Source organism: Miniphocaeibacter sp., from assembly GCF_049276255.1.
GTDB lineage: Bacteria > Bacillota > Clostridia > Tissierellales > Peptoniphilaceae > Miniphocaeibacter.
Genome location: NZ_JBASWB010000053.1, coordinates 36,671 through 61,392 on the forward strand (window position 1 = coordinate 36,671; position 24,722 = coordinate 61,392).

General features: G+C 29.2%; 25 protein-coding genes. 4 read left to right on the forward strand and 21 right to left on the reverse strand.

Translation table 11 applies throughout. The features are described 5' to 3' along the window. Positions 1-78: 78 nt before the first annotated feature. The 14 genes from WAO56_RS05665 to WAO56_RS05730 all read right to left on the reverse strand — a co-directional run bounded on the left by WAO56_RS05665 (position 79) and on the right by WAO56_RS05730 (position 11,021). Complete coding sequence (locus tag WAO56_RS05665) at positions 79-867, reverse strand: sensor histidine kinase (RefSeq protein ID WP_422143630.1); 789 nt, start codon at positions 865-867, stop codon at positions 79-81. Between the two features lie 203 nt (positions 868-1,070). Continuing rightward, positions 1,071-1,598: a GNAT family N-acetyltransferase gene (locus WAO56_RS05670; RefSeq protein WP_422143631.1), complete on the reverse strand. Its 528-nt coding sequence runs from the start codon at positions 1,596-1,598 to the stop codon at positions 1,071-1,073. A gap of 39 nt (positions 1,599-1,637) precedes the next feature. Beyond that, complete coding sequence (locus WAO56_RS05675) at positions 1,638-2,042, reverse strand: GNAT family N-acetyltransferase (RefSeq protein ID WP_422143632.1); 405 nt, start codon at positions 2,040-2,042, stop codon at positions 1,638-1,640. Positions 2,043-2,067: 25 nt separating this feature from the next. Then, positions 2,068-2,817: a hypothetical protein gene (locus WAO56_RS05680; protein ID WP_422143633.1), complete on the reverse strand. Its 750-nt coding sequence runs from the start codon at positions 2,815-2,817 to the stop codon at positions 2,068-2,070. Between the two features lie 9 nt (positions 2,818-2,826). Then, positions 2,827-3,570: a hypothetical protein gene (locus WAO56_RS05685; protein ID WP_422143634.1), complete on the reverse strand. Its 744-nt coding sequence runs from the start codon at positions 3,568-3,570 to the stop codon at positions 2,827-2,829. Continuing rightward, positions 3,563-4,138, reverse strand: a complete 576-nt coding sequence (locus WAO56_RS05690) for an ATP-binding cassette domain-containing protein (protein ID WP_422143635.1) — start codon at positions 4,136-4,138, stop codon at positions 3,563-3,565. The genes WAO56_RS05685 and WAO56_RS05690 overlap by 8 nt, the downstream gene beginning before the upstream one ends. Before the next feature lie 8 nt (positions 4,139-4,146). Continuing rightward, entirely contained in the window at positions 4,147-4,482 is a 336-nt protein-coding gene (locus WAO56_RS05695; RefSeq protein ID WP_422143636.1) for an ATP-binding cassette domain-containing protein, read from the reverse strand. A 92-nt stretch (positions 4,483-4,574) separates the two neighbouring features. After that, complete coding sequence (locus tag WAO56_RS05700) at positions 4,575-5,255, reverse strand: response regulator transcription factor (RefSeq protein ID WP_422143637.1); 681 nt, start codon at positions 5,253-5,255, stop codon at positions 4,575-4,577. Between the two features lie 101 nt (positions 5,256-5,356). Next, positions 5,357-6,352 carry an ornithine carbamoyltransferase gene (gene argF / locus WAO56_RS05705; protein ID WP_422143638.1) on the reverse strand — a complete coding sequence of 332 codons (996 nt, stop codon included), beginning with the start codon at positions 6,350-6,352 and terminating at the stop codon, positions 5,357-5,359. A gap of 9 nt (positions 6,353-6,361) precedes the next feature. Next, complete coding sequence (gene arcA / locus WAO56_RS05710; protein WP_422143639.1) at positions 6,362-7,576, reverse strand: arginine deiminase; 1,215 nt, start codon at positions 7,574-7,576, stop codon at positions 6,362-6,364. Between the two features lie 126 nt (positions 7,577-7,702). Next, entirely contained in the window at positions 7,703-8,608 is a 906-nt protein-coding gene (locus WAO56_RS05715; RefSeq protein WP_422143640.1) for a glycine betaine ABC transporter substrate-binding protein, read from the reverse strand. A 40-nt stretch (positions 8,609-8,648) separates the two neighbouring features. Continuing rightward, positions 8,649-9,254: an ABC transporter permease gene (locus WAO56_RS05720; RefSeq protein ID WP_422143642.1), complete on the reverse strand. Its 606-nt coding sequence runs from the start codon at positions 9,252-9,254 to the stop codon at positions 8,649-8,651. Continuing rightward, on the reverse strand, positions 9,251-9,904 hold the full coding sequence (locus WAO56_RS05725) for an ABC transporter permease (protein WP_422143643.1): 654 nt from the start codon (positions 9,902-9,904) through the stop codon (positions 9,251-9,253). The genes WAO56_RS05720 and WAO56_RS05725 overlap by 4 nt, the downstream gene beginning before the upstream one ends. Beyond that, on the reverse strand, positions 9,897-11,021 hold the full coding sequence (locus WAO56_RS05730) for a betaine/proline/choline family ABC transporter ATP-binding protein (protein WP_422143644.1): 1,125 nt from the start codon (positions 11,019-11,021) through the stop codon (positions 9,897-9,899). Before WAO56_RS05730 ends, WAO56_RS05725 begins: the two co-directional genes overlap by 8 nt. Before the next feature lie 348 nt (positions 11,022-11,369). Between WAO56_RS05730 and WAO56_RS05735 the strand changes: the two genes are divergently transcribed. The 4 genes from WAO56_RS05735 to WAO56_RS05750 all read left to right on the forward strand — a co-directional run bounded on the left by WAO56_RS05735 (position 11,370) and on the right by WAO56_RS05750 (position 17,188). Beyond that, complete coding sequence (locus tag WAO56_RS05735) at positions 11,370-12,755, forward strand: CCA tRNA nucleotidyltransferase (RefSeq protein WP_422143645.1); 1,386 nt, start codon at positions 11,370-11,372, stop codon at positions 12,753-12,755. A gap of 227 nt (positions 12,756-12,982) precedes the next feature. Then, a complete protein-coding gene (licT, locus tag WAO56_RS05740) occupies positions 12,983-13,816 on the forward strand; it encodes a BglG family transcription antiterminator LicT (RefSeq protein WP_422143646.1) in 834 nt (277 codons plus the stop codon). Between the two features lie 9 nt (positions 13,817-13,825). Further along, positions 13,826-15,745, forward strand: coding sequence for a beta-glucoside-specific PTS transporter subunit IIABC (locus WAO56_RS05745; protein WP_422143647.1), 1,920 nt, complete (start codon positions 13,826-13,828; stop codon positions 15,743-15,745). A 12-nt stretch (positions 15,746-15,757) separates the two neighbouring features. After that, positions 15,758-17,188: a glycoside hydrolase family 1 protein gene (locus WAO56_RS05750; protein ID WP_422143648.1), complete on the forward strand. Its 1,431-nt coding sequence runs from the start codon at positions 15,758-15,760 to the stop codon at positions 17,186-17,188. Between the two features lie 120 nt (positions 17,189-17,308). Here WAO56_RS05750 and WAO56_RS05755 read toward each other — a convergent pair whose 3' ends face one another. Genes WAO56_RS05755 through WAO56_RS05785 form a run of 7 tightly spaced genes read right to left on the reverse strand, consistent with a single transcriptional unit; the run spans position 17,309 to position 24,394 of the window. Next, positions 17,309-18,328 (reverse strand): SIS domain-containing protein, encoded by a 1,020-nt coding sequence (locus tag WAO56_RS05755; RefSeq protein ID WP_422143649.1) that lies wholly within the window; start codon positions 18,326-18,328, stop codon positions 17,309-17,311. A 9-nt stretch (positions 18,329-18,337) separates the two neighbouring features. Then, positions 18,338-19,189 (reverse strand): PTS system mannose/fructose/sorbose family transporter subunit IID, encoded by an 852-nt coding sequence (locus WAO56_RS05760; RefSeq protein WP_422143650.1) that lies wholly within the window; start codon positions 19,187-19,189, stop codon positions 18,338-18,340. Beyond that, on the reverse strand, positions 19,176-19,961 hold the full coding sequence (locus WAO56_RS05765) for a PTS mannose/fructose/sorbose/N-acetylgalactosamine transporter subunit IIC (RefSeq protein WP_422143651.1): 786 nt from the start codon (positions 19,959-19,961) through the stop codon (positions 19,176-19,178). Before WAO56_RS05765 ends, WAO56_RS05760 begins: the two co-directional genes overlap by 14 nt. A 16-nt stretch (positions 19,962-19,977) precedes the next feature. Then, positions 19,978-20,448, reverse strand: a complete 471-nt coding sequence (locus tag WAO56_RS05770; protein WP_422143652.1) for a PTS sugar transporter subunit IIB — start codon at positions 20,446-20,448, stop codon at positions 19,978-19,980. A gap of 9 nt (positions 20,449-20,457) precedes the next feature. Then, a complete protein-coding gene (locus WAO56_RS05775) occupies positions 20,458-20,865 on the reverse strand; it encodes a PTS sugar transporter subunit IIA (protein ID WP_422143653.1) in 408 nt (135 codons plus the stop codon). After that, complete coding sequence (locus WAO56_RS05780; RefSeq protein ID WP_422143654.1) at positions 20,862-21,719, reverse strand: sugar phosphate isomerase/epimerase family protein; 858 nt, start codon at positions 21,717-21,719, stop codon at positions 20,862-20,864. The genes WAO56_RS05775 and WAO56_RS05780 overlap by 4 nt, the downstream gene beginning before the upstream one ends. Then, positions 21,716-24,394: a PRD domain-containing protein gene (locus WAO56_RS05785; RefSeq protein ID WP_422143655.1), complete on the reverse strand. Its 2,679-nt coding sequence runs from the start codon at positions 24,392-24,394 to the stop codon at positions 21,716-21,718. The genes WAO56_RS05780 and WAO56_RS05785 overlap by 4 nt, the downstream gene beginning before the upstream one ends. Positions 24,395-24,722: the final 328 nt, after the last annotated feature.

A 24,722-nucleotide genomic window follows, 5' to 3' on the forward strand; every position in this document is an offset into this window, starting at 1 on the left:
CTATACTGAGTTAATTATTAAAAAAGAGCAGAAATAATATTCTACTCTTATAAAACCTAATTTTATAGACATTTATATTTATTTTTTAAAATATATTTCTATTGTAAATTCATTATTTTCATAATTTGCATCTATTTTCCCATTTTGTAAAATTACTAGTTCCTTTACTATATAAAGTCCTAAGCCAAACCTACCGGCTTCCCTAAAATCACGTCCCATAAAGGTACGGTCAAATATTTTGTCGATAGTTTTTTCATTAATATTGTTGCTATTGTTTTTAGCAATTATTTTTAAGTACTCCTCTTCTTCTACTATTTCCAATTTAAAATAGGTATTAGCATAGGTAAGGGCATTTTGTACTAAATTTATAAAAATCCTGCTTATTGCTCTTCTATCTAGTAAAATCTTGGGAATATTTTCTTCTATTTTAATTTCAACATCTATATTCTTATTAGTAAAGTCTTCATAAAATGGAATTATATTCTCCACTGCAACTTCATATAGGGAAAGTGGCTCTAATTCTATTTTATAATCCTCTGACTCATACTTAGATATTTCATAAAAGGCTTCAACTGTATCGGTTAATATATTAATTTTATTATTTATTATATGAATATACTCTTCTTTTTCCTCTTCTGAAATGTTACCATCTTGAATTAATTCAACAAAGCCCTTAATTGAAGTAACAGGAGTTCTAAAGTCATGGGAAAGATTTGTTACTTCTTCTTTAAATTTAAGATTTTGTTTTTTTATCTCTTTCCGATTTTTTATATTTCCTTCTATTAGCTTATTTAATTCTTCTATTAATTCTGTAGATGAGTCCGATAAATCTAGAGAAGTTAATAATTTATTAGAATCTTCTAACAATCTAATTTCTTTAATCTGCCTTGTTATGTTTTTTATATTTTTCTTATTAATATATAGCTTAAAAAACAAATAGACTATTATTATAAGTAAAACTATATATGTTATTATATGGTAATTTATTTTTACCACCTCTTAGTAGTTATTTAATATACTATAAAAGACTTATTTTTTTAATATCTTTTTGTAATTTAAACTCTAATTATTTATAGAAGTTTTTCATATAGTTTAAACCATTTTAAACCATAACTTTCCAGTCCTAAGTCAACTGTTGATATATATGTATATCCACAACGTTCATATAATTTAATTGCTGGTATATTTTTTTCGTAAACATCCAATCTAATAGACTTTATATTATTTCTACGTCCATAATTTTCAGCAAATTCCATTAATTTATATCCAATGCCTTTTTTAAAAAAAGAAGGATGAACTACTAATGTATGCACAACAAGTATAGAAGTATAATCATTATCATATTTCCATTTTCCATAAGAATATCCTTTTTCTGGATTATGGTTTAATATAATTGAACCAATTATCTTGTTATTAATTCTAGCTATAAATAAATTATTATTTTTTATTCCTTCCTTTGCATTGTTTCGTGTTGGATATACACCTTTTTTCCATCCAGGATAATTTACACCTACTTCAAGGCTATCATTTAAATCGTTATATAGATTTTCTATTTCATTTAAATCTGAATAAACACCATGTTCTATTTTTATATCCATTTTTTTCTCCAATTACCACCTCTTAATAGTTATTTCAATTTATAATACTTTTTCCATAATAATTTCATAGGGCTCATCTAACAAAGTAAATCCACCAATAGCCATATAGCCTAGTTTATTAAAAAAATGTTGAGAATATTCCCTTGATACAGTAGATGTCATAACTAGTTTATGCCCTAGTTCTTTCATGTTTTCTTCCCAATATAAAACCATTTTTCTACCATATCCTTTTTTACGATATTTTTCTAAAATATACAACATATTCATAAATGGTATTTTATCCCAAAAAAGATTATATCGTAACCAGCCGATTAATTCTTTATTTTCTTCTATTATATATACTCTGGAAAGATTAATTAAATTCTCTAATTCGCTTTTAACAATATATTTATCATTTTCCAGTAATATTTCAATATCACTAATAACTGCTTTACTTATTTTCATATTTTCCCCTGTAGTCTACATAAAATTAAAAATCTTTTTTCTTGAATTTCCTATAACCTATTATTAATACTACTGTTGTTATTATTATACCTGTTATCCAGACTTGTGACATAAATACAACATTTTTGTTTCCTAAATACTCTAAATTATTTAAAAATATTGTATAGGGCAAATATCCAAGAATTTTAGTTAACGGTTTAAAAATATCTGTAAATAAATTTAGTATAGGCTCTAATACTCCATATACAAATAATAAGAATATTATAGTAGATGAATTTTTTATTTGAGATATTCCAAAAGTATATGATATTGCAAAGGCCGATATTAAAATTGGTAACATATTCAATAAAGCCATTATATAATTTTTTATTCCTGGATCTTCTGTTCCTTTAAAAAATACCTGTCCTAAAATAATAGTTAGACCTACTAGAATTATTCCCAATAGGATGTAGTATCCTGTTCCTATGAGAAATTTTGACCAAAAGATTATACTTCTACTTACTCCACCATGTATTGATGATTTTATAATATTTAAATCCTTTCCTAAAAGTATATTGGAAACAATAAAACCAAGCATTATTATTAATGGTCCTTCACCAACTACATTTCTATATAAAAACATAATATTGTTATATTCAAAGGTAGTGCTACCCTTACCAGCTATATTTAATACTATTACAAAGGATATTATTAAAATAGATGTTATTGCCAATAATATTCCATAGGTTTTCTTTCTATTAAATCTATAAATTTCACTTTTCATGTAATTAATCATTTTATTTACCTAAAAATCTTTCTTTTTATATTTGCTATATCCTATAAAAAATACAATTGAAAATATTCCTATTCCAACTAACCAAGCCCGTGGCATGAAAATAATTTCTTCTTTTACAAAATTAGCCTTTATTGTATCTGATATGCCCTTAGGACTTATATTGTATATTTTCTCTATAATAATATTTAGTGAAGATGCGGCACTTAAAATAGCACCTAGAAATTCGTATATTACCAATATAAAGAGTAGGGCAAATCTATTTCCAAATATTCCTAATACATGGGCTATAGCTAATACAGATATTTTTATTGGAAACATGTTTACTAGGGAGACAAGATATAGTTTAAAATCATTAATATTGAAATTACCTATAAGAACAACTCCTATTATAAAGCTAACTATTATTATTAATATTTCTAGTATTGTAAAGGATATTAAGGATATCTTAAATTTGTCTTTAAAAATTCTTTCCCTTGTAATTCCTGAATTAATTGAAGCCTTAACTACTCCTATGTCCTTGCCAAGTAAAATATCGGCAATAATTACAGCAGCTACATACATAAATGTATCCTGTGACATTACTATTCCAAAAAAGACCAAGCTTGTTAAGGGCTCTTTTACTGTATACTTTATATTGGAAAATACAATCCCCATTGCTACTAGGACTACTAAAGAAAGAAGAACTATTGCTGTATTCCTATAGGTTTTCTTATTATTAAAACGGTATATTTCACTTTTTATATAATTATTCATAACTTTTCCCACCTATTAAGTCTAGAAAATACTCTTCTAAATTTTCCCCCTCAATTGTAAAGTTATATATTAAAATTCCATTACTTGCTAATTTAGCATTAATTTCAGGCGATTTTTCTAGTAAGTTATAGATAATTATTTCTGAATCTGCTAAAACCTTATATTCAATTCCTGTAAATTCACATTCTAACACCTGAGTGGCTTTAGCTGTATTGTCTACCTTAAATTTTATAGCCTTACGACTTGTAGAATATAACACTTCCTTACTTAAATCCTTAACTATTTCCCCATCTTTTACAAAAACAAACCTAGTTCCTATAGCTTCTATTTCTGTAAGAATATGGCTTGAAATCATAATTGTAACATTATTTTCCCTATTGAGTTTAAGTAATAATCTTTTAATATCATTTCTTCCTTCAGGGTCCAGTCCATTTGTTGGTTCATCTAATATTAAACAATCCGGCTTGTTCATTAAACTTAAAGCCAGCCCCAACCTTTGTTTCATTCCCATAGAATATTCTTTAAATTTTTTCTTACTTCCATGTTCTAACTCTACTATACTAAGCATTTTACTAACTATATTTTTTCCGGAATTCCCTTTTGTATTCTAAAATACTCTAAATTTTGCTCAGCTGTAAAGTCTCCAAAAAACTCCGGTGCCTCTATCATAAATCCTATTCGTTTTCTTGCTTCTAATATTTCCTTACCTGTTTTATTAAATATTTCCATTTCTCCAGATGAAGGAAAGATTTGGCCTGATAAAGATTTGAAAAAAGTAGATTTTCCAGCTCCGTTTTTCCCAATTATGCCACAGATTTCCCCTTGTTTTAATTCAAAAGAAAAATCCTTTATGGCATAAAATTCATTATATTTTTTGCTTAATTTTCTTGTTTTTATTATAATATTTTGCATTTTATATCTCCCTTTTTTATCTTAATTTCATTATAGGGAAATATTGTTTAAAAAGCTTTAAGTAAATCTTAAAGAATTCATAAGGATTAATATTAATCTAAAATAAATCCTATTCCCCAAACGGTTTTAATATATTCATCTTTTGTTACTTTTAAAAACTTCTTTCTTATATTGGATATATGTACACTAATTGTATTGTCATCTCCTAAATACAAGCCCTTACCAATTTTTTCGAAAATATCCCTTTTAGAAAAAACCCTTTTAGGATTTTCCATTAAAAGTTGTAAAATATCGAATTCAGAAATAGTTAAGTCCATAGAATTTTCTTTTAATTTTACAATTCTTTGTTTTTTGTCTAATTTTAAATCTTTCCAAATTAAAATATTCTCTTCTTTGTTAATTGTAGTTTCCCCTCTTCTAAGTTGTACTTCTACTCTTGCCTTTACCTCTTCTTTAGCAAAAGGCTTAGTGATATAATCATCTGCACCTAAACGAAGTAGTCCTACCTTATCATCTAAAGTGGATTTTGCAGAAATTATTATAACAGGAACTGATGAAATTTCCCTTAGTTCTCTTAAAAATTCCTCTCCGTTTATTCCCGGCAACATTAAGTCCAGTAAGATTAAATCAAATTTACCAGTCTGAAATTGTAAAAGCCCCTCTGTTCCAGAATAGGCTGAAGTAGAAACTACTCCTAAGTCCTCTAATATTTTACTTAGTAAGATATTTATTTCAACATCGTCTTCTATTATTAAAACTCTTTTATTTTCCATAATAATCGCTCCTAACTAATATATAAATATTAGCATAAAAAAAGAGCATTTTAGAAAAATGCTCTCTTTTATTGTAAGCTATTTTACAACAGCCCCTTTACTTATTTTCCAATTGTCGCTACCATTATAGCTTTTATTGTATGCATTCTATTTTCTGCTTCATCAAAAACTTTAGAATACTTACTTCTAAAGACCTCATCTGTTACTTCCATTTCCTCTACTTCAAAATTCTCATAAACATCCTGAGCTACTGTAGTATTTAAATCATGAAAACTAGGTAGGCAGTGTAAAAATATTACATCTTCATTTTTAGTTCTTTTAATCATATCCATATTTACTTGATATGGTTTTAACTGATTTATTCTCTCCTCGAATTTATCTTCTTCTCCCATGGAAACCCAAACATCTGTATATATTACATCTGCATTTTCAACATCATCTAAATTTTCAGTTAAGGTAATTTTACCACCTGTTGTTTTGTTTTCTTCTTCCATTTCCCTTACTAATTTTTCAGATGGCCATAACTCTTTTGGCGCCAATGCAACAAAGTCCATTCCCATTTTAGATGCTCCTACTAATAATGAATTACCCATATTATTTCTTGCATCTCCAACATAAACGAATTTCACCTTGTTTAATGGTTTATTTACATATTCTTTAACAGTTAAAAAGTCTGCTAATATTTGTGTTGGATGATAAAGGTCAGTAAGTCCATTCCAAACCGGTACAGAAGAATACTTTGCTAAGTCCTCTACTGTTTTATGGTTAAATCCCCTAAATTCAATACCGTCATAAAAGCGAGAAAGGACCTTTGCAGTATCCTCTACAGATTCCTTTTTACCAAACTGGCTATCGGACATACCTAAAAATGTAGAATAACCACCTTCATCGGCACAAGCAACCTCAAAAGCACATCTAGTTCTAGTTGAAGTTTTCTCAAAGAGTAAAACTATATTTTTCCCTTCTAGTAGGTCACCTTTTATTCCTGCTCTTTTCTTGCTTTTTAAATCTTTTGAAAGGTTTAGTAAATATTCAATTTCTTCTGATGTAAAATCCTTTAAGGTTAAAAAATCTCTTCCTTTTAAATTTATTGGCATAATTTCCTCCTATATTTCATCTCTATTTATTGGCATGGACATACACCTTGGCCCTCCACGTCCTCTTGATAGTTCACCTGATTTAATTATATGTAATTTTACTCCATTTTCCTCTAAGATTCTATTAGTTGCAATATTCCTATCAAAAACAATAACCTCCCTTGGTGCAATTGCCAATGTATTTGACCCATCACTCCATTGTTCTCTTGCTGCATCAACCTTGCTATTACCACCACAAGGAATTAATTTTATATTATCTCTTTTTAAATATTTCCCTAATATATCTTCTAAAAATCCTTTTTCTGTATTTACTTTTAATTCACCATTGTAGCTAGAAATTGAATAAACTGTAATATTTTTTTCTATTGCTGAGTGAATAGTAAAAAGGTCTTTGTCTATCATTGTAAAAACAGTATCTAAATGCATAAATTCCCTTTTTTTAGGCAACATAAAGGCTAAAACCCTTTTAAATGATGAGTTTTTATTAAATAAATTCTTACAAAATTCTTCAATGGCTTTTGGATTGGTTCTTTGTGATATTCCAATACAAATTAAGTCCTTAGACAATACTAATATATCGCCACCTTCTATAGAATACCTGTAGTTTCTATTATACAGTAGGTCTACATCCTTAAAATCCCTATGATACTTAAGTATATATTTTCCAAATAGAGTTTCTCTATTTCTTGTTTTACTCCACATTTTATTTAAACTTACATGGTTACCTACAAATGTAAAAGGATCTCTAATAAAGTATAAATTAGGCATAGGTTTAGTTATAAATTTCAAATTGGAAGAAACTAATTCACAAAGACTATTCTTACTTACATTCTTTATTTCTTCCCTTCTAGTTCCTTCCATTAATTTTAAGACAAGTTCTTTTTCATCTTCAAAAGAAGCCAGATACTCCCTTAATAAACTTTTTTCCCTTTCTATGTCTATACTATTTTCAAGAATATATTCCTCTATTAACTCTTCTTTTATATTTTTGTCTTTAATAATTTCAGCAACTAAGTCCTCTAAATAAACAACTTCTATCTTATTCTTTTTTAACACTTCCGAGAAATAATCATGTTCCTTCTGCGCTTCCTTTAAATAGGGTATTTCATCAAATAATAATTCATCCATTAACTCCGGAATTAAATTATTTAACTCCCTACCTGGCCTATGGAGCATAACTTTTTTTAATTTACCTATTTCCGAGTAAATATTTACATTATTCATATTAACCTCTTTTCATTATTATAATTATAATGAAATAGCTATACTATGTCTATAAAAAATATAGAGCAGAAAAAAATCAAATATTCTGCTCTATGGTAATTAACTTATTTTATATTTATCTACTGATTATTTATTAAGACCCTCTTCCTTTATAAATTCCCTTGCCACTTCTTCTGGCGTTCTTCCCTCTACATCTATTTCATAGTCAAGTTCTTGCATTCTAGTATCGGTAATACGGTTTTCTAATAGGTCTAAAACTTCTACTAATTCTTTATTTTCTTCTAACAAATCATTTCTACATATTGGTGCTCCATAATATGGCGGAAATAATTCTTTGTCATCTTCCAATATGACCATATCATATTTTTTTAATAGTGAATCTGTAGCATAAACTATAATAACATCTAGTTTATTTTGATCTATTGCATCATATAATAAAGAAGTATCCATTTTTAATGCTTCCTTAAAATCCAGTTCATATAAGTCAACCATTGCATCATATCCATCTGATAATCTTGTATAGAAAACATGATTTGCTCCAAATCTTAAATCTGAAGATATATCCTTTAATTCACTTGTTTTCCTTATATTGTATTCTTCTGCTTTACTACGTAACATACCTAGGGCAAAGGTATTATTTATTCCTATAGGTTTAAACATAGTAATATTATGTTCATCATTTAATTTTTCTTTAGAAATATTATAAATTTCCTCAACACTTAGTCCTGTACTATCGGGAAGTTTAAATATTTCATTATAAGCCGTTCCTGAATATTCAACATAAATATCTATTTCTTTTTTTTCTAAGGCAGGAAAACAAATGGAAGTCCCTCCTAGATTTTGTTTCCTTATTACTTTCAAGTCCGTATGTTCTTCTATTAATTGGGAGTAAATTTCACTAAGTAATATATTTTCAGTAAACTGTTTAGACGCTACTGTTATTTCTTTTTTACTTCCATTACAGCCAACAATTGTTACTGTAATAAGTAAGATACAAATAACCAATAGAATCTGCTTTTTAAATTTTCTCATTTCTTTCTCCTCTCTAGTGCTATTTAAGTAAATTAATTACCTATTTACTTCTTCTACCAATACGCTTTTCTAGTGTTGAAAGTAAAATATCGAACATTATGGCCAATAATGAAACAGGAATAGCTCCCGATAACATCATTCTTATATTTCTCGTTTGAATCCCTCTCCAAACTAACATTCCTAAACCTCCTGCTCCTATAAGTACACCTGTTGTAGCTATACTTAAGGCTGTTATTAAGGCTAACCTAACTCCCGATAAAATTACAGGCATAGCCAATGGCAGCTCTAATTTAAAATAAATTTGCATTTCTGTCATCCCTATACCTCTACCTGCACGAATTACCCCCTTATCTACTTCTTTTATTCCCGTATATGTATTTCTAACAATTGGAAATAAGGAGTAAAGAAATATTGAAAATATAACTGTTGAATTGTTAAGACCAAATATTAACATTAGAAAAGTAAACATCGCCAAGGTTGGAACTGTTTGGATTATATCGACAATAGTAAAAATTATTTGAGATATGGTTTTATGTTCTCTTAAAAGAGATCCTACAGGAATACCAATTAAACACCCAAATAAAATACCTGTAAAGACTATTTGTAAATGTACTAAAAGTGCACTACCAATATCTGAAAAATTCATTTTCTATTCCTCCTTTTCCCATGGCTGAATTCTCTTGCACGTTTTTCAGCTAAAGTAAGAAGTAAATTAGCAATTAATGCCAATATAGTTGCTGGTAAAGCACCTGCGAAAATCATATTGTAATTATAGGCTTGTAAGCCGGACCAAATTAAATCCCCTAGTCCACCAGCACCAATAAAAGCTGACAGCGTTGCCCAGCTTATTATATAAATAATTGAAATACGTATACCTGTAATAATTGATGGTAGGGCCAAAGGAATTTGAATATTAAATAACATTTCATTACGGCTCATTCCCATTCCTCTAGCAGCTTTAATATATTTAGGTTCTATTGTATTTATACCCGTATAGGTATTTCTCATTATTGGAAGTAGTGAATATAAAAAAAGCACAGCAACAGCTGGTACAAAACCCAACCCTAGTATAATCATAGCAAAGCCTAATAATACTAAACTTGGAATTGTATTAATTACATTAAAAATATTAAGAACAATATTTGCAACTTTTTTATTTCTTGTAAGCAATACTCCCACTGGTAAAGCCACAAATATTCCAAGACTTAGTGCTACAATACTAATTAGTAAGTGCTGTCCTATAGCCTTACCAATCATACCCTTATTAGCCACTATAAAAGATAGAAAATCACTCATTACTATCCTCCCTCCAAACTACATGAGCTAATGACTTAACCATACTGGTTTTTGTTACAATTCCCAGTACATGATTTTCTTCGTCAACAACTGTTAATATATCTAAGTTTTGTTCTTCAAATAAATCAAAAGCTTTTTTAGCTGGCTCTTCTGGACCAATAGTAGGCATTATATTAAGTTTTAAATCACTAACCTTTAACCCCGGTTGGGCTTGTTTCATAATCTCTTCAATTCCTAGAAAACCCAACAGTCGATTTTTTTCATCTACAACTATTAAGGAGGACACACCTCTTTTTTCCATAAGGGAAATACTACGCTCTAAGCCTGTATTAACCGAAACTTTAAAAACTTTTTTACGCATAATATCCTTAACTTTGTCTATTTGGCTTTCATAGATTCGATGTTTTCCTATAAATTGCTCTACAAATTTATTTTTCGGATTAGATAATAATTCATCAGGAGATGCTGATTGAACTATTTCTCCATCCTTAATAACCACTATAATATCTGCAATTTTTATAGCTTCATCCATATCATGAGTGACAAAAATAATAGTCTTTTTTAAGTTCCTTTGAAGTTTTTTTATTTCATCCTGTAAACTTTCCCTTATAATAGGGTCCAATGCACCAAAGGGCTCGTCCATTAAAATCAAAGGAGGTTCAGCTGCTAATGCTCGTAAAACTCCTACTCTTTGTTGTTGTCCCCCTGACAAATCTGCCGGATATCGATTTAAATATGTATTTGGATCCATACCTACCATTTCTAATAATTCTATAGTTCGTTTTTTTCTTTTTTCTGAAGGCCACTTTAATAGTTTAGGTACTATTTCAATATTCTGCTCTATAGTCATATGTGGAAACAATCCAATTTCTTGAATAACATATCCTATTTTTTTTCGTAATTCCACCGGATTCATTGTTTGTATATCTACACCTTCTAGGTAAATCTTACCTGACACCGGATTAATTAACCTGTTAACAAGTTGTAATATAGTGGTTTTCCCACAACCAGAAGGACCTACTAAGGCAACTAATTGGCCTTCTTCTATTTCGAAATTCAAATTTTTAATTACTACATTATCACCATAAGCCATGGTAACGTTTTCAAATCTTATCACTTATTTCACCTCCGCTTTTACCTAAATTGTAGGATTAATATATGTTTTTCAAATATACTAGTTAAATACTTATATTAAGTATAGCAAATAAATGTTTTCATACTCAAGTAAATCTTTAAAAATACACATTTTTAATATGAAAATATAAAAAAATATATATATTTACTCCCTTAATATAACCAAATTAAATATAATTAGTCTTTATATTTTCCCTAATATTTCTTATTTATAAAAACTTATCTTTAAATAAAAATTAAATATATGCTAATTAATCTTGTTCATAAAGGCTTCTTTAATCTCCTTATTAAAATGGGTATATATGCTATATAGAATAACAAGGAGCTTACTATGATTAAAATATCTCGTTTAGCTAAAATTGTAGTCAATGAATTAACTGAAAACGGCTTTAAGGCTTATCCTGTTGGTGGATGTATAAGAGATTCCCTTCTTGGTAAAATACCTCATGATTGGGATATTACTACTAATGCCAAGCCTGATGAGATACTTGAAGTTTTTAAAAATTATAAAACTTTAGACATTGGTAGAAAATTTGGAACTATTTCTGTTGAAGTAGATGATCATTTTGTAGAAGTTACAACTATGCGAAAAGAATCGGACTATGCCGATGGTCGTCATCCAAGTTCTGTCATATTTTTTGATGATATTTATGAGGATTTAAATCGTAGGGATTTAACTATTAACGCCATGGCCTATGATATTTATTCCAATACTTTAATTGATCCCTTTCGTGGACAGTTAGACCTAAAGAAAAAAATAATTAGAACTGTTGGTGAGCCGGAGGTTCGTTTTAGTGAAGATGCTTTAAGAATCCTAAGAGCCATCCGCTTTTCTGCCCAACTTGATTTTAGAATAGACTATAAAACACTTTACAATATAGCGAAATATTCCTATCTTTTAAAAAATGTAGCCACTGAAAGAATTAAGGTAGAGCTTGATAAAATATTAATGGCCGATAATTACCCTGCCTTACGTAATTTGTACAATACCGGAATATTTAAAGTTCTTTTCCCTCCAATACATAAAATGTTTAAAACTACACAGAATAGTACTTTCCATGTTTATAATGTTGGTGACCACTCTTTAATGTCTGTCTTAAATATTTCTGGAGATATAGATTTAAAATATACTATGCTCTTACATGACATTGGTAAAATTGTAACTAAAACTACAGTTAAAGGACATGACCATTTCTATGATCACGCTAAATATTCTATTGCTATTGCAAATAGTATATTAAAAAAATTAAAATTTCCAACAAAAAGTATTAATCGCATTTTGAAGTTAATAGAATGTCATGACACTATTCTTTCTACTCGTTTTAGAAGTATGAATAAATTTATAGTCGATAAAGAATTCTCATATGAGGACATGGAGGATTTAATAAAGGTCCAGCTAGCTGATAATTTAGCACAAAATCCTATGAGATTAGGTTCTTTCTATATATTTGATGAAATCTTAGAAAAATATAAAGAAGTCTTTAAGGGACCTCACAAAATTAAAGATTTAGCTGTTAACGGAAACCATATGAAAATATTAGGTTACGAAGGCGAAAATATAAAAAAGATACTAGCCTATCTATTAAAACAAGTTATTGCCAACAATGAATTAAACCAAGAAGAGAAGTTAATGTCTATTGCTGCAAAATCATATAAACAATTTCAGAAACAACAAAATCGACAACTAAAGAAAAAACATGAGAATAATCCTGTTTAAAATATAATATATTTTTTCATTCCTTAAGATAATCCCTTCTTAAATAAGAATTTTTAAGATTTCTCCTATTTAAGAGGAATACATTTTATTGACAATTATTTTATTCTATGCTATTGTTTAATTAAATCAATATTGAGGATAGTTATTGCATAGCAAGCTAAACCTATTTACAGGAGTATTCTATAGTCCTGTGGATAGGTTTTTTTGTTTTTTTAGGAGTGCACACCATGAAAATAAGTAAAATATTAAACAATAACGCCGTTATTTCAAAAGATAAAAATGACAATGAAATAGTTGTTATGGGTAAAGGCATAGCTTTTAAGAAAAGAGTTGATGATTTTCTTGATGATAATCAAATAGAAAAGACTTATATATTTTCACCAGAAAATACAAAGGAAATTATAAAATTATTCTCCAGTATTCCTGATGTTTACATTGAAATAACATCAAATATTATAAGTTTAGCAGAAACAACCTTAAATAAAAGCCTAAGTAAGAATTTATATATTTCTTTAACAGACCATATTTTTAGTGCTGTAACTCGTCTTGAAGAGGGAATTTCTTTCACAAATCCCCTACTTTGGGACATAAAAAGATTTTATATAAACGAATATGAAGTAGCATTAGAAGCCTTAAAAATAATTAATGAAAAAATAGGTACACAACTTCCTGAAGATGAAGCCGGATTTATTGCATTACATATTGTAAATGCTCAACTTGAACAAAATGAAAACACAGTCTATGAAATAACCAATATTATGCAAGAAATTCTAAAAATTGTAAGACTTCACTTTAGAATTGAATTTGATGAAGACTCTATAAATTATTATAGGTTTATAACCCATTTAAAATTTTTTGCTCAAAGGATTTTAAATAAAAACGCCTATGAAGATGATAAAGTCGACGAATTATATATTATTATAAAAAATAATTATCCAGAATCTTATTCTGCTGTTGAAAAAATTAGAGAATTTATTAAAAGCAAATATAAATATACTCTTAATAATGAAGAAGAGTTATATTTAACTATTCATATTGAAAAAGTAGTAAATAAAAAATAGGAGGAAGATATGAAAGATTATTCAGAATTAGCCAAGTTTATAATTGAAAATGTCGGCGGTAAAGACAATATTTCAAGTGTAAGTCATTGTATAACAAGACTTAGGTTTAAGCTAAAAGATGAAGGCAAAGCAAATACCGATGCTTTATCCGACAAGGAAGGCATAGTAAAGGTAATGCAAAGTGGTGGTCAATACCAAGTTGTTATTGGTAACGAAGTAGCAGATGTTTACAAAGAGGTAAGTAAAATTGGTGGATTTACAGAGGACCATAAGGTAGAAGATGATAATTCCAAAGGACCTTTTGCAAAATTAATAGATATAATATCCGGCGTAATAGCTCCAACCTTAGGAGTTTTAGCAGCCACCGGTCTTTTAAAGGGTTTACTAACCTTAGCGGTATTTTTCAAACTTCTTTCTGATACATCCGGTACTTACTTAATACTATATTCAATTGCAGATTCAGTATTTTATTTCCTACCGGCATTTTTAGGATACCTATCCTTTAAAAAATTTGGTGGAAATCCATTAATTGGACTTACCATAGGACTTGTCTTCTGTTATCCTAATATTGTTGGAATGGATCCTTCAAAATTAGCGAAATCAACTCCTTTACTAACACTTTTTAAGGGAACGTTCTTTGAGTCAAATGTATACCATAAGTTTTTAGGCATACCGGTAATTATGATGAATTATACTTCAAGTGTTGTTCCTATTATTGTAACTTCATATTTTGGAGCAAAGCTTGAGAATTTCTTCCAAAAAACAATACCTGCAGTACTTAAAATGTTTTTAGTTCCACTATTAACTTTAATAATAATAGTTCCTTTAACATTTTTAGTAATTGGACCTGTAACTACTTGGTTAGCACAATTAATAGGAGCTGCTATAGGATTTGTTTATAATTTAAGTCCTATTATTGCTGGAATATTAATTGGAGGTTTATGGCAAGTACTTGTAATATTTGGTTTACACTGGAGTATAATTCCAATTGCTTTATACAATTTAACAGCCCAAGGTTTTGACCAATTTATGTCACCTTATTTTGCTGGTACCTTTGCTCAAATAGCAGTAGTTTTAGCAATAGTATTAAAAACTAAGGATAAAAAACTTAAACAACTTGGAGTTCCTGCCTTTGTAACAGGAATCTTCGGAATAACAGAGCCTGCTATTTACGGGATAACCCTACCTAAGAAAAAACCATTTATTATATCCTGTATAGGTGCTGCAATAGGTGGAGGAATAATTGGATTTTTCAGAGTTACTTCCTATACCTTTGGAGCAATTGGTATTTTTGGATTTACAACCTATATAAACACTACTACAGGAGATATGATTTCTCTTGTTCACGCTGCTATAGGGGTAGTAGTAGCAATGGTAGTTTCCTTTGTACTAACCTTTATAACCTATAAAGATGATGAGGAAGTAAAGGCAGACGGTAAAGATGGAGTCTTAAAAAAGGACAACAATCTAGTAGAGGATATAAAATTATATTCTCCTTTAAATGGTGAAGTTATAGCTATTGAAAATGTTGAAGACGAAGCTTTTTCCAGCAAAGCCTTAGGTAATGGAGTAGCTGTAATTCCTACAGAAGGAAAATTATACGCACCTTGTGATGGTACAATAGCGACCCTATTCCCAACTGGACATGCTTTAGGTATTTTATCTGATGATGGTGCTGAAATTCTAATTCATATTGGAATGGATACAGTTCAACTTGAAGGAAAATACTTTACAATAAAAACTAAAAATGAAAAATATGTAAAAAAAGGTGAATTATTAATTGAATTTGATATAGAAAAAATAAAAGAAGCCGGTTATGATATTACAACTCCTATAGTTATAACAAACTCTACAGACTATTTAGATGTTGTACAAATGAAAGACCGTTATGTTAAACATGGTGAAGAAATAATAAAAATTATTAGATAAAAAGGAGGACTTATGTTTAGAGATGATTTTTTATGGGGTGGAGCTACTGCTGCAAACCAATTTGAAGGCGCTTGGGATATTGGTGGAAAAGGTCCAAATATTTCCGACCATTTAACAAGAGGTAGTAAAGAAACTCCAAGAGTTATTACCCCTATTCTAAAAGAAGATGGGGATTATCCAAATCATTACGGAATAGATTTCTATCATAGATATAAGGAAGATATTAAACTGTTTGCTGAAATGGGATTTAAGACCTTTAGACTTTCAATTGCTTGGTCTAGAATTTTTCCTAAGGGAGATGAAGAGGAACCTAGCGAAGAAGGACTAGAGTTTTACGATAGGGTATTTGATGAATTAAAAAAATACAACATTGAGCCAATAGTTACAATATCCCATTATGAAACTCCTTTTCATATAGCTAAAGAACATAAAGGTTGGACTTCTAGAAAATTTATAGACTATTTTGTAAAATACTGTGAAGTAATTTTTAAAAGATACAAAAATAAAGTTAAATATTGGCTAACCTTTAATGAAATAAATATGACTATGGCTGGTATAGGCTCCTACTTAAGCCTGGCAATAGTACCTGATGAAGATACTGTTTTAGTTAAACAAAAAACAGAATTAAAGGACAGATTACAGGCTTTACACCATCAATTTATAGCAAGTGCAAAAGCCACAAAAATAGCCCATGAAATAAATCCAGATTTTCAAATTGGTTGTATGAATATATTTGCACCACTTTATCCTTTAACTTGTAAACCTGAAGACGTAGTTTTAGCACAATACTATAATAATATAAATAATTATTATTGCTCAGATGTTCAAGTTAGAGGCGAATATCCTTCCTTTGCAAAAAAATATTGGAAAGATAATAATATTGAAATTAAAATGGAAGATGGAGATCTTGAAATATTAAAAGAAGGAAAGGTTGATTTCTATACTTTAAGTTATTATATGAGTTCCTGTGTTTCAAATGACCCTGATGCTGAACAAACTACAGGAAACTTCCTTTTCGGAGTTAAAAACCCATATTTAGAAGCAAGTGAATGGGGATGGCAAATAGACCCTGACGGCTTAAAGTATCTTCTAATAGAAGTATATAACAGATACGAAGTACCTATTATGGTTGTTGAAAATGGACTAGGTGCTATTGATAAATTAGAAGATGATAAAACCATTCATGATGACTATAGAATAGATTATCTTAGAAAACATATAAAGGCTATGTCCGAAGCTGTTGATGAAGGTGTTGACTTAAGAGGATATACACCTTGGGGCTGTATAGATTTAATATCTGCTTCAACTGGAGAAATGGCAAAAAGATATGGATTTATATATGTTGACAAACAAGATGATGGTAGTGGAGATTTAGAAAGATATAAAAAGGATTCTTTTTACTGGTATAAAAAAGTAATAGCTAGTAATGGAGAAGAATTATAAATTAACTAAATTGCCCTTCAATAATAATTAAAATAAATAAAAAAGGCTGTTGAATATAAAATTTATTTTTCAACAGCCTTTTACTATTCTTTTAAATCTTAGTCTATATCTTTCAGCCTTTTAATAATCAAATTGACGATAATATCTTCTATAGTCTAAATTATGATGTGAATATTTTTCAAAATAAAATCCTAAACGATCCACTAGCATCGTAGAAACCATAAGTGGTGAAACCATCCATCTATATTTTTCATCAATTTCCGTTAAGGCGTATTCATCAGGATCGATTACTACAAATTTTCCAGCTCTTTCCTTGCAGAATTTCTCTACTCTTTCATCTAATACTCTGGTTTTTCCACTTCCTTTTATAAGGAAAACAGTACTTGTTTCATCTACTAGTTCAAGAGTTCCATGGAAGAATTCACTGGATCTTACACTTTTAGTTTTAAACCATTGCATTTCCTCTAATATACACATTGAAAACAAGTAGGTTTCACCCCACATTTCATTTCCGCCTATCCAAATCATGTAATCACTATCGTAAGTATTTTTGGCTATTATATCAGCTTTTTCTTCAAAAGCCTCCTTAACTCTCTCTAAATCCTTTGGTAGGTTTTTAAGTTGATTTCCAAATTCCTCATAATCTTCAAAATCTCCCTTAAGATTCAATATTTTAAAGAAGAACCAGTATAATACAATATACTCATATTCAACTCCATTGGCATGTTTCATAGGAATGTAGTATTTAGAATTTTTTGCTAATGGGGAATCCTCACTTTTTGTAAAACAAACAACTCTGATATTTTTACTATTACAATATTCAGCAATAGCAACTGTCTCCTTAGTATCTCCTGATTTGGATAAAGTTATAACTAAGGATTTTTCATTTAAATTCTTATTTCCTCTATATAATAATTCATTAGCTTGTTCTATAAAAATTGGCATTGTAGTAAATTGTTTTGCCATGTCTACTATAGACATCATAGGAGCCAAGCTTCCTCCCACTCCTACAAAAAATATATTTTTAAAGCCATCTTCAAATATTTCTTCAGCTGTCTTTTCAGCTATTTCTTTTGATTCAACTATTACCCTTGCATTCTCCCTATATTCTTCTCTGTTAAATTTTAAAAGTTCTTTCATTATTACCTCCTAAGCAACAAATATTCCAAAATATGCTCCAACTATCCCTACTAATACTGTACAAACTATCAATATCATTGGACTAATTCTCTTTTTAAGTAACCAATAATATAACCAAGTTACTCCCAAGGCAACTATTCCTGGCATTATTCCATCTAATAATTCCTGTAATGTTTGAACGCTTTCTCCTGATCCTATTTCAAGTCCTAATGTTGTATAAACCATTCCTGAAGACATAGCACCAATAACTATCATAGAAAGTACTCCAGCAGCTTCCATTAATTTATTCATTAAGCCGGTTTTCTGTATTTTATCTAAATATGAAAAACCTAGCTCATATCCCTTTTGAGCTCCATAAACCCTTAAGCCAAAAGCTGGTATATTATAAATTAGCCAATATAAAATAGCCCCTAAAATATTACCATCTAAAGCAAAAGATAATCCTATTCCAACAGCAATAATTCTTATACATCCTAAAAATATGGAATCTCCTATGCCTGACAAAGGTCCCATCAATGCAGTTTTGATTTGAGATACTGATTCTGGTTCCATCTCTTTTTTGGCTATAGCCTCTTCCATAGATATTGCTATACCTCCTACAAAAGGAGCCAATTGAACTGTAATATTGAAAAATTCTACATGCCTTATTAAAGCTTGACTATACCCTTCCTTATCATCTTTATAAATTTTCTTTAAATATGGGTCTATCATAATACAAAAAGGAAGGTGCATCTGTCTTTCATAATTCCATGAATACTCCATACCTAAGGAACCCTCATTTAAGGCCATTTTAGTCATATCTCTTTTTGTAAACAAAGCTTTTTTCCCATTATCATCTATATATTCATTAGAAGTCATCATCTTCACCTCCATCAAAATCATCTGCGTTTTCAGTTATAACTGCTGATTCCGGTTGTTTTTTTAGAAATCCATAATTAACTAAAACATAACTTACACCTAAGATTGCCACTCCAAAAATCGGCATATTCAAATATGCTACTAAAACAAATCCTATGAAATAAAATGGAATAATTTCCTTTTTCAAAATCATTGTCATAAGCATGGCAAAACCCATTGCAGGAAGTAGTCCTGCTGCAGCTCCTAAGCCTGTAATAATAAATTCCGGAATTCCTTCAAGTACTCCCTGAACAACATCAACACCTAACCAAAATGCTAAAAAAGTTAATAGAAAGGTAGAAAGTACAGTAATAAAACCTATTAATCTATGATCCCATAGTATAGCTTTACTATTTCCTTCTCTTGCTCCTTTATCTGCAATTCTTAATAAAATCGAATATACTATATTTAACAAATTCTCCATTCCTACAGAAATTAATCCTATAGGCATTGCAAGGGCTATGGCTACTTCTACACCTTCACCTAATGTAATTGCAAAAGCTGTTGCCAATACCCCTCCTACTACCACATCAGGAGGTAAATAAGCTCCTATTGATATCGCTCCCATAAATAATAGTTCCAAATTCGCTCCAATTATAATTCCCGTTTTAAAATCTCCTAAAACTAATCCTACTATCGGACTTAGTGTAATGGGTCTAAATAAATAAGAAGTACCCATTTGATAATCAAATCTTCCTAGAACCGCTACTAATCCAATAAGAATTGCTTCTAACATATTTCACCTCTTCCTTTTATATTAAATTTGCTAAGTTTTTTTTGTTATCATCTGCTAACTGTCTCATTTCAACTTCATAACCATCTTCAATTAATTTTCTTATTATCCTTTTATTCTCTTCGGTTAAATAAACACTCTTTCCAATTTGTTCAGCACCTTCTACATGCTTTACCCCTCCTAAATTTATACTTTTAATTACAGGACAATTACTAGCAATTTTCTCTGCATCTTCAATAGTTTGTACTACTATTAGCAATTTATATTTATCGGTCTTGCCACTGTTAATAGAATCTATTGAATCCTGAATACCTTTAATAACTAGTTTAACTCCTGCCGGCTTTCCTAGTCTTAAAGTAGTTTTCCATATTTCATCTTTAACTACTTTGTCACTAGCAACTAATATGCAATCTGCTCCTATGGAGTTGGTCCATGAAAAAGCCACTTGCCCATGAAGTAGACGATGATCTACTCTTAATAACTTAATCATAATTACCTCCTAAAAATCTTCTTCCTCTTCTTTTGAAATATTATTACATAAACAAAAGCCCTTATTACCTATATCTAAAATATAGTTCTTTAGCGATTCCCAAGGCACTTCCTTATTACTAAAAGTTTCAAGTAATATGGGCAAAGAACTTCCTGTAAATATATAGATATTTGAACGATCAATATATTTCATAAATATATTGTTTACACTTCCTCCTAAAATATCTGTAAAGCATATTAATTCCGTACCTTCAGTTACACTATTAAATATTTTATCTATATCTTCTTCTACATTCTGTTTTGGATCAATGTAGCAATCTAAAACTAAAACATCATCCTGTTTTCCAATAATCAATTCTATAGCACTCATTAAACCACTCGAAAATCTACCATGACCTGCAATGATGAATTTCCTCATATTTCCTTCCTCTCTAAGCTATTTATTTTTTCTATATTTTCTATAAATTTACTATGTGATTGCTCATCTGCAAGAAATGGTTTTTTATGATATCTACTATTTGCAATCTCCATACTTAAATATCCTTCATATTTATACTTTTCAAATATCTTTAAATCCTCTAACATATTTCTATTTCCATCTCCCCAAGCTAAATGAGTATCTTCTCCAACATCTACAAAATGGCAATGCTTTATTCTTTTGCCAAAAGTATTAAAATATTCATCTATTGATTCTCCTGCAACAGATGCAGCTCCTAAATCTATACAAATATTCAAACATTTTGAATTTACTTCATTTAAATATCTATGTAAATCTTCTATATTTTTGACTAAATTGGATTCCGTTGGTTGTAGTGCCTCCATACATAGTAGAACCTTCCTTTCTTCCGCATATGAGCATATTCTTTTCATCATCTCTAGACTATAATTCCAACTTTTTTCTCTAGGGACATTTAAAAACCCCCATCCTGAAGTTACTACTGCCTTTTCAGCTCCTGTAACACTTGCAATATCCACTACATTCCTAAAATAGTTTTCTGTTCTCTTACGTTGATTTTCATCTATAGTTGCTATATTGTTGGGTTTTGGATTGGTTTGTTCCGGACAAATACAAGCTATTTTTACATTATATTTTTTTGAATACTCAATTATTTTTTCCGGACTATCATAATTCAAATAATCTACATAAAAATGTTGTGGAGCAGTCCATATTTCTATATTCTTTATTCCAAGATTATTGGCAGTTTTAAAAACTTCTTCTATTGGATAAAACTGATAATGATGATTCATTATACAAAGCTGTTCCTCCTTCATAGTTCCTCCTCCACGACCTTTTTATCATTAGATATATAATCATATATATAAATTATTTCACTTATTGGAATTTCAACATTATAATCCTCTAAAAGATTTGTAAAACTATTCCTAACAGCTAAAATAAATTCCTGGTTATTCTTTTCAAATAACTTAGTATTTTTCTCCTGTACTTGTAGCTCGTTTTTCGTTACCAGTCTTTCAATTAAATTACTAATATGAATATAAATTCCAACTAATGTTTTTGGTAAAAACTCCCTATTTAAATTCTTCTGTAACTTACTAACAGCATCTACTGTTAGATCCATAAGCCTGTCTACATTTAAAATTGTAATATGCTCCATTACACTTCTAAGAGATAAATTCTTTAATAGATTTTTATGAAAAAGCTCTATTTCATCATAATTTAATTCCTGTTTCAATATATCATCTAAAATACATAAATCTGTAGGCTGTACTAACTCTTCTAGGGAAACCGTCTTAATATCTTTTGATAGCCCTTCAGCTCCAACAATTAACTTGATGTCATAATCTGCAAAAATAGGATTATTTAAAAAATTGTCTACCTTATCAATATCAATACAAATCCACTCTATGTTTATTGCTCTAGGAAGGCTTTGTTGTACCAGTTCCGAAACACTTTTAGATACTTCTAATCCCATCTCACTTATAAATAATACTGCAGTTTTTTTCTTATTAAGGGATATAATTCGACTAGTGGTTTTAATTTTCAATTCAACATCAGATACTATCTTAGAAAATTCCTTGTGTTCCAATAACTCTTCTCCAATATATAAAGCTACAGCTGTTGAAGCATTTGTAACAACAGCTAAATTTATATTCGTATAGGTCGTTAAATGCTCTTCTATTTCAGATAACGAACCCATATCTACCAATAGTATTACATTCTTTAAATATTTATGATTTAATAAAAAATTATCCATCTCTAATGCTATTTCCTTAACATTTGCATGTAAGGGCATATCTATTCCCCTAAATACCTGATGGCCTAACATAGTATTGGCAGTATCTGCCATACTAGTTGCTGTCGAATACCCGTGACATATAATTATTCCCGATGTTAGACGATCTTCTAATTCCCTATTATAAAAATATATATTTAAAGTTAAAAACACCTTACTCATACTTGGTATTATTATGGAAAATCGCTCTTGAAGAATTGAAGCTATATGTTCAGATATTAAGTAGGCTGTTTCCATTTGAATCCTTAAAAAATTTAACAAATCCTCAATTTGAAAATATTTTTCAAAAAGCCATTTTTCATAATATGATCTTTCATTTAAATACTGTGATATTTCCTTAGATAATAAAGAAACACAGTTAAAAGGTAGGGTTACCCGAGCATTTTCCACTATTTCATCTAAAATATTAACTAAGTTTTTCTCAATATTATCTGATTCATTAAATTTATTGAATTTTTTAGAAAAAGCTATATTGTCATAGTATTTTCTAGTTAAAGCTCTACTATTATCTATAAAACTTGAAAAATCTTTATTTTTCCCATAATTTTCAAATATTTTTAACAATTCACTATAATATTCTATATTTTCGGTTTCTTCCAATCTTTCATCGCTAAAATGCTCCGAAATTTCCATAAGTTCAAATTCTTTTGAATCATCGGTTTCTAAAGATACTCTTTTCCCCTTTTTAGGAATATGATATCTCTGTATTATAATAGTCTCATCGTCACTATCTTGAATAATCTCAGACAGTAGCTTTCTTAAATCAACCCTTAATTTCGTAACTCCACTTTCCATATAGGCATCTAATAATTCATCAAGGGCAACTTTTGACAAAATAATCTTCTTACCAAGACTCTTTTCTTCCTCTAGAAGAAATTTCAAAAGAATATTTTTTCTTTCAGTAAAAGCTCTTTCCTTTATTGGTGGTATTTTTATATCTATGGGAATTACTAACTGTAATTTTTCATTTAATACGGATATATCCTTCGTTGTACTCATTATTAAAAACGGTTCTTCTGAATTATTCACATTTTTATAATCTATTTTATCTGCTAACTTATTTTGCAAAGAGGCACTTAATTTTTCAACATGGCTAATATATAACATGGAACCTTTTGCCTTATTCCAAAACCCAAAGTCCGGATTAAATAATGCAGTATCCATATTATTTTCATTATCATAGTAGGACGGATGAAAATATATTAAATCCCTATCCTTTCCTATTAGTTTTCTCCTTTTCAAAAAATCAAAGAATGAAGATACTAAAAAGCGTTTTCCTGAGCCTGCTACTCCCTCCAGTAGCATTGGCAATCCTCCCGGATATAACAAAGCAGTTTTAATTCTAGATAGAGCTTCCTTCAAAGATCCATTTTTCCCTATTACATTATGGAAGTCATCTGTAGATTCATCTAAAATATTAAACAATCCTTCCAAACTCAGAAATTCATTAGTTTCAAATTTAATGCCATACAAGCTTTCCAAAGTTTTTTTAGAATAATAGTAAACCGGTCTGGATAAAACCTTTACCAGTTTTCCATCTTTAAACAATTCGTTTAAATATTCACTAGTTGCAGTTCTACTTAAATTTAAAGAAGAGCTAAAAAACTTCGTTGTAAACTGATTGGCATTATCCGAATCAAACATAAAAGTTATTTCATCAATTAACTCCTCTAATTCCTTTTTTGTTGACATATTGAACTCCTTTTCTAAATATTAGCATCTATCTATTTATAATACTCTTCTATAAAGACAATGCGACTAAATGACCTGTTTTTGTTTTTTTTCGACTGTATTTATATTTTTCCCGTCACTATTTATTATAGGACTAAAATTCCATATTGAATATTCATTACCTTCTTATTTTAGTTAAAGTAATTTTACTAAAATAAGATTTTACCTATATTTTTTACTCATAGCTTCTTACTTTTATAGGTTAAATTTACATATAAGATTAAATCTATATCAATTACTAATGGAATTATAAAAAGAGCATTTCAGATAAAAATAAATCTAAAATGCT